The organism is Roseateles sp. (assembly GCF_052436255.1).
In the GTDB taxonomy this organism is placed as follows: domain Bacteria; phylum Pseudomonadota; class Gammaproteobacteria; order Burkholderiales; family Burkholderiaceae_C; genus Pelomonas.
Window position 1 is genome coordinate 1 of the sequence record NZ_JBQVNP010000225.1, and the last position, 5,362, is coordinate 5,362.

Below are 5,362 nucleotides of genomic sequence, written 5' to 3' on the forward strand. Positions count from 1 at the left end.
GCGTCGAGCTGGTCGAGCGATGTCATCTCCTTCAGCGTCAGGATCACACGTGCGTGCTCGCGCCGGAAGCGAAGAATGGCCGCCGGCAGCGCGGGTGAAAGCATCGACGAGGCCGTGTAGCCCAGCGCGATGCTGCCGACATCGCCCGAGGCCGCGCTCTGCGCCTCGCCCTTGGCCGCTTCCACGTCGCGCAGGATGACGCGCGCGCGCTCGCGGAAGTGCCGGCCCGCCTGCGTGAGGAACACGCGCCGCTTGTCGCGCTCCAGCAGCCGCACCTTGAGTTCTTCTTCCAGCGCCTGGATCTGGATGCTCAGCGGCGGCTGCGCGATGTGCAGGCGCTGCGCGGCGCGCGTGAAGTTGAGCTCCTCGGCGACCGCGACGAAGTAGCGGAGATGGCGCAGTTCCATGATATTCAGGGAGTATCGAAAACTGAAGATAAACGGTATTTCCAAATATAAGTCAGCCTGCCTACGATGCCTGCATGACAAGCAGAGACAAGCCGCAGGAGCACCCTGCAACCCGGCCATTCCAGGGCCACCCGCTGATGCAGGGGCTGGCTCGCGGAGAGCCGATGACGGCCTTCGGTATCCGCATCTCGCGCACGCCCGACATCGCCCGGCTGGCGAAGGCCAGCGGGCACCACGCGATCTGGGTCGATCTGGAGCACAGCACCATTTCGCTGGACGCGGCCGGCGCGATCTGCGCCGCCGCGCACGACCTCGGCCTGATGGCGCTGGTGCGCGTGCCGGAGCGCGAGTACGGCGCCATCGGCAGGCTGCTCGACGCGGGCGCGTCCGGCCTCATCTTCCCGCGCGTCGAGACGGCCGATCAGGCCGCCGACCTCGCCGCCGCCTGCCGCTTTCCGCCGCACGGCCACCGCTCGGCCATCGCGGTGCTGCCGCAGTTCGGCTATCGCCGGCTTCCGGTGGCCGAGACCTACCGGCTGGCCAACGACACGGTGGTCGTGAACGTGCTGATCGAACGCCCGCTGGGCATCCGCAATGCCGAGGCGATTGCCCGGGTGCCGGGAGTGGACCTGGTGAGCATCGGCACCAACGACCTGAGCGCGGAACACGGCGTTCCCGGCGACTATCGCCATCCGCTGGTGCAGCAGGCGCTCAACGATGCGCTCGCGGCCTGCGCGCGCGCAGGCAAGCCGCTGTCGATCGGCGGCATTGCCGACGCGGCGCTGAATGCCGAGCTGCTGGCGCGGGGCGCGGCGCCCTTCCTCATGACGGGGATCGACACCGATTTGCTCCTCGCCTCGATGCAGGAGCGCGTGCGCAATGCGCTGGCCGGCCATGCAGCCGTTGCTGTGCGGACGCCCGAGGCACAGACCGCGTGAGCGGACGTCTCCTGCCGCAACTTCTTCGTTTTCTCTTTTTTCGCTTTCGTTCTGAACATGAACCACGAGATCCTGACCTCCAAGCCCATGCGCGACGCGCAGACCCTGACCCGCGCGGCCTTCGAGGTTCCCGCCGGCGCCTGCGACGCGCATGTGCACGTCTTCGGCCCCGCCGAGCACTATCCCCGCGTCGATCACCCGCACTACACGCTGCCCGACGGCAATCTTGCGCAGCTGCACAGCGCGCTCGAAGTACTCGGCGTCGAGCGCTTCGCGATCGTGCAGCCCAGCTTCTACGGCACCGACAACCGCTGCATGCTCGATGCGCTCGACGCGGCGGGAGACCGCGCGCGCGGCGTCGCGATGGTGGAAGACGACGTGTCCGACGAGATCCTGCGCGAGATGCATGTGCGCCGCGTGCGTGCGCTCAGGCTCGACCTGTTCCTGCGCCAGAAGCTGCCCACATCGGAGCTGCATGCCTACATCGAACGCAGCATCCGCCGCATCCGGCCGCTGGGCTGGCATGTGCAGTTCTATACGCCGGGCTGGGTCGTGCGAGACCTGATCCCGGTGCTGCCCGACCTCGAATCGGACTTCGTCATCGACCACATGGGCTACATGCTGGAGAGCGACGGCCTCACGCGCGCCGACTTCGACCGCCTGCTGCGCGCGGTTGCCGATGGACGCGGATGGTTCAAGCTCTCGGGGCCGTACCGCCTCGCGAAGGACGGCAACTACGCGCGGCTGAAGCCGCTCGCGCAGGCGATCGTCGAGACCGTGCCCGACCGCGTGATCTGGGGCAGCGACTGCCCGCACATTCCGGAAGGCGGGCGCGACACCGGCGAGCTGCTGAACCTGCTGGGCGACTGGATTCCCGACCCGGTGGCGCGCCGCAAGGTGCTGGCCGACAACCCCGCGCGCCTGTTCGGCTTCTGAAGAAAGCACGAAGATGCCCGACACCACCATGAACTGCATCCAGGAACTGGACACCTCCGGTGCACGCGCCGCGGAGGTCTTCGAACACGCCGGCACGCGCTACCTCGTGGTGCCGCAGCTCGCCGAGGACATCGAGGGGCAGCCCGCGCAGATGACGCTGGGCAACAGCGACGTCGACGCGCTCGTCTATCGCTGGGAAGGCGAGCGGTTCGTCGAGCACACGCGGCTTCCGGTGCCGGGTGGCGAGGACGCAGAGTTCTTCCGCATCGGCGAGCGCGCCTTCCTCGCCACCGCCAGCTTGCGCACGGGCTCGGGCCCATATGCACTGGACACGCACTCGACGATCTTCGAACTGGTGGACGGGCGCTTCGAAGTCTTCCAGCGTATTGCGACATCGGCTGCCAAGCAGTGGATCCACTTCGAGATCGACTCGCGCCACTTCCTCGCGCTCGCGCAGGGCGTGACCCACGGTGACACGCCGCTCGCGCCGGGCGCCGAATCGTGCATCTACGAATGGAACGGCGAGCGCTTCGAAAAGCTCCAGACGGTGCGCTCCGGCTGGGGCTACAACTGGGCCTTCTTCGAGGTCGACGGGCAGAAGCTGCTGGCCTATGCCGACCACGCCGTGCCGTCGCAGCTGCTGCGCTGGAACGGCAACACTTTCGAACCATTCCAGGAGCTGGAGGGCAAGAGCGGACGGGCCTTCTGCTTCTTCGAGACGGAGGGTTCCAACTGGCTCGCCTTCGCCTGCCTGCACGACGACACTGTGCTGTACCGCTGGAGCGACGGCTGCTTCGTGCAGCACCAGGTGCTCAGCGGGCCGGGCGGTCGCGAGTTCGACTGGATTCCGACGCCGGATGGCGGCCGGCTGGTGCAGGTCAACTTCCTGCACGGCACGCGCGAGGCGCCGATCCCGCGGCTGCAGTCGACCATCCTGCGCATGACCGATGGCCGCATGGAGCCAGTCGCCGAGTTCCCGACTTCCGGCGGCACCGACGCCACCTGCTTCGAGGCGGGAGGCCGGCGCTACCTGGTGGTGAGCAACAGCCTCAGCGCCGAGGTGCGGTTCCGCACGCCGAGCCGCGTCTATCGCCTCGACTTCGCTGCTGACAAGGAGTCTTCATGAACCATCCAGCCGCCTCGCACCAGAGCCCCGAGTTGCTGCGGCTCTTCGAAACCTACACGGGCGGGCCGCAGGGCATTGGCGCGAACCTGGCCGCGCTCACTGGCGCGGCGACGGCGGGCGATCCGCTCATCGTGGCCACCAGCGCGGACATCGTGCTGTTCCCCGGCAACGGCCGCGATCCCGAGGTCGAGGGCTTCCGCCTCTCCACGCGAGGATTCAAGGAGCTGGCCGGCATCTCGCACCATGGGCCGGCGGTGGCGTCGATCCTCAAGATGCGGCTGGTCGATCCCGACGGGCCGCTGTGGCGCAAGGAGGCTGAACGACTGGTCGCCGCCACGCGCGTGGCGCGCGAGGCCAACTCGGTGGCACTGTGGCGCGACCGGATCGCGGTGCCGGCCTACCGGGGGCGCGAGCAGAAGATCGCGGAACTGGTCCACTACTCGTGCGTGCTGACCGAGCGCTACCTGGAGCGCGTGCTGGAACGACCCGAACTCTTCACGCCCGCGGACATGCGCGAGCACTACCTGGAAGGCACGGGCTCCGCCGTGGGTGCCACGGTGCCGATGAACGCGGTGATGATCGCCACCTTCTTCCTTGTCGGCATGGACATCAGCCATCGCGTGATCGGCTGGCTCGACCGCCATGCCATCGACTGGTCGCGCGCCATGGCGCTGGTGATCGGGCGCCAGGGCAGGCCCACCGCCGGCGTGACGTGGACCACCAATTCGGTGGCCGCCATGATCCTCGGCGCCTCGCGCCACACGCTCTCGCTCGACCGGCTCTTCATCGCGCCCCATGCCGTCGAGTTCCCGGCCGGCTCGGCGGCAGACATGTCGGCGCTGCGCGTATTCGAGACCTCGATGCGTCAGCTGTGGGCCCACACGCGCGCCGTGAGCGAACTCGGCACGCTGATGTACGACGGCTATCCGCGCTACGAGCCTTCTTCCACCGTCCGCCCCGTGCTCCACGCGGACACGCGAACGGTGGCTGAGATGCCGGCCATCGCCGGTCCGGACGACTGGCGCGCGCTGAACACGCGGCTGCGCGTGGTGCTGGAAGATCCGCGCCAACTGTTGTCGGGCTGCGTCACCGACTACGCCGTCGAGCAGCTGCAGGCGCACGGCAACGACCCAACGCGGGTGCCGGTGCCGGGCCTGGACGGCACGGACTATCCGCCGCTGCCCTGAGCGCGAGCCGCGCCCGCGACGCGGGCGAGAGGCCCGGAAGAGACACAGAAGAGACACAGGAGACAAACCATGAAAAGAATCGCTCGCTCGCTGCTTGCCGTGCTGGTCTCGGCCAGCGCGTTCGCACCCGCCTGGGGGCAGGGCTCGCCCTGGCCATCGCGGCCCATCAAGATCATCACGCCCACGCCCGTGGGCGTAGGCTCGGACATCTTCGCCCGTGCCTATGCCGACCGCCTCAGCCGCGCGCTGCAGACGCCGGTGGTGGTCGAGAACAGGCCCGGCGCGCTGGCTTCCATCGGCACCGACGCGGTCGCCAAGGCCGCGCCCGACGGCTACACCATCCTGTTCTCGACGAGCAACCCGTTCACCATGACGCCGTTCCTGCTCTCGTAGATGCCCTACGACGCGAAGATCGAACTCGTGCCGGTCACGCAGGCGCTCAAGGGCGGATCGTTCATCCTGGCCAACGCGGCGGTGCCGGTGAAGAACATTCCCGAACTGGTCGCGCTGGCCAAGAAGGAGCCGGGCAAGATTTCGTTCGCCTCCTACGGATCGGGCACCACCTCGCACCTGGGATTCGAGCTGGTCCAGGAGGCCGCAGGCCTCGAGCTGCTGCACGTGCCCTACAAGCAGAGCGCCGCGCCGGACCTCATGGCCGGCCAGGTGCAGCTGGGCTTCGAGCCGCCTGTCTCGGCGCTGCCCAACATCAAGTCGGGGCGCGTGAAGGCGCTGGCGTACACGGGCAGCAAGCGCAGTGCGGCCTTGCCC

Annotated in this window: 5 protein-coding genes and 1 pseudogene; 5 read left to right on the plus strand and 1 reads right to left on the minus strand. The window is 68.4% G+C overall.

Annotation, left to right across the window (positions count from 1 at the left end):
• On the minus strand, positions 1-407 hold a 407-nt coding region (locus tag ACT6S0_RS26100), incomplete at its 3' end, for a LysR family transcriptional regulator (protein ID WP_444766650.1).
• Positions 408-571: 164 nt separating this feature from the next.
• Between ACT6S0_RS26100 and ACT6S0_RS26105 the strand changes: the two genes are divergently transcribed.
• The 5 genes and pseudogenes from ACT6S0_RS26105 to ACT6S0_RS26125 all read left to right on the plus strand — a co-directional run.
• Positions 572-1,345, plus strand: coding sequence for an HpcH/HpaI aldolase family protein (locus tag ACT6S0_RS26105; protein WP_444766651.1), 774 nt, complete (start codon positions 572-574; stop codon positions 1,343-1,345).
• Between the two features lie 57 nt (positions 1,346-1,402).
• Entirely contained in the window at positions 1,403-2,281 is an 879-nt protein-coding gene (locus ACT6S0_RS26110) for an amidohydrolase family protein (protein WP_444766652.1), read from the plus strand.
• 13 nt (positions 2,282-2,294) lie between these two features.
• Positions 2,295-3,407, plus strand: a complete 1,113-nt coding sequence (locus tag ACT6S0_RS26115; RefSeq protein WP_444766653.1) for a hypothetical protein — start codon at positions 2,295-2,297, stop codon at positions 3,405-3,407.
• Complete coding sequence (locus tag ACT6S0_RS26120) at positions 3,404-4,594, plus strand: DUF5624 domain-containing protein (protein ID WP_444766654.1); 1,191 nt, start codon at positions 3,404-3,406, stop codon at positions 4,592-4,594. The genes ACT6S0_RS26115 and ACT6S0_RS26120 overlap by 4 nt, the downstream gene beginning before the upstream one ends.
• Before the next feature lie 69 nt (positions 4,595-4,663).
• Positions 4,664-5,362: pseudogene (locus ACT6S0_RS26125) on the plus strand (Bug family tripartite tricarboxylate transporter substrate binding protein); the annotation flags it as partial.

Excerpts from the sequence above, each read along its gene's own strand:
- ACT6S0_RS26120 (WP_444766654.1), top strand. The coding sequence starts at position 3,404 with ATGAACCATCCAGCCGCCTCGCACCAGAGCCCCGAGTTGCTGCGGCTC.
- ACT6S0_RS26110 (WP_444766652.1), top strand. The coding sequence starts at position 1,403 with ATGAACCACGAGATCCTGACCTCCAAGCCCATGCGCGACGCGCAGACC.
- ACT6S0_RS26105 (WP_444766651.1), top strand. The coding sequence starts at position 572 with ATGACGGCCTTCGGTATCCGCATCTCGCGCACGCCCGACATCGCCCGG.
- ACT6S0_RS26115 (WP_444766653.1), top strand. The coding sequence starts at position 2,295 with ATGCCCGACACCACCATGAACTGCATCCAGGAACTGGACACCTCCGGT.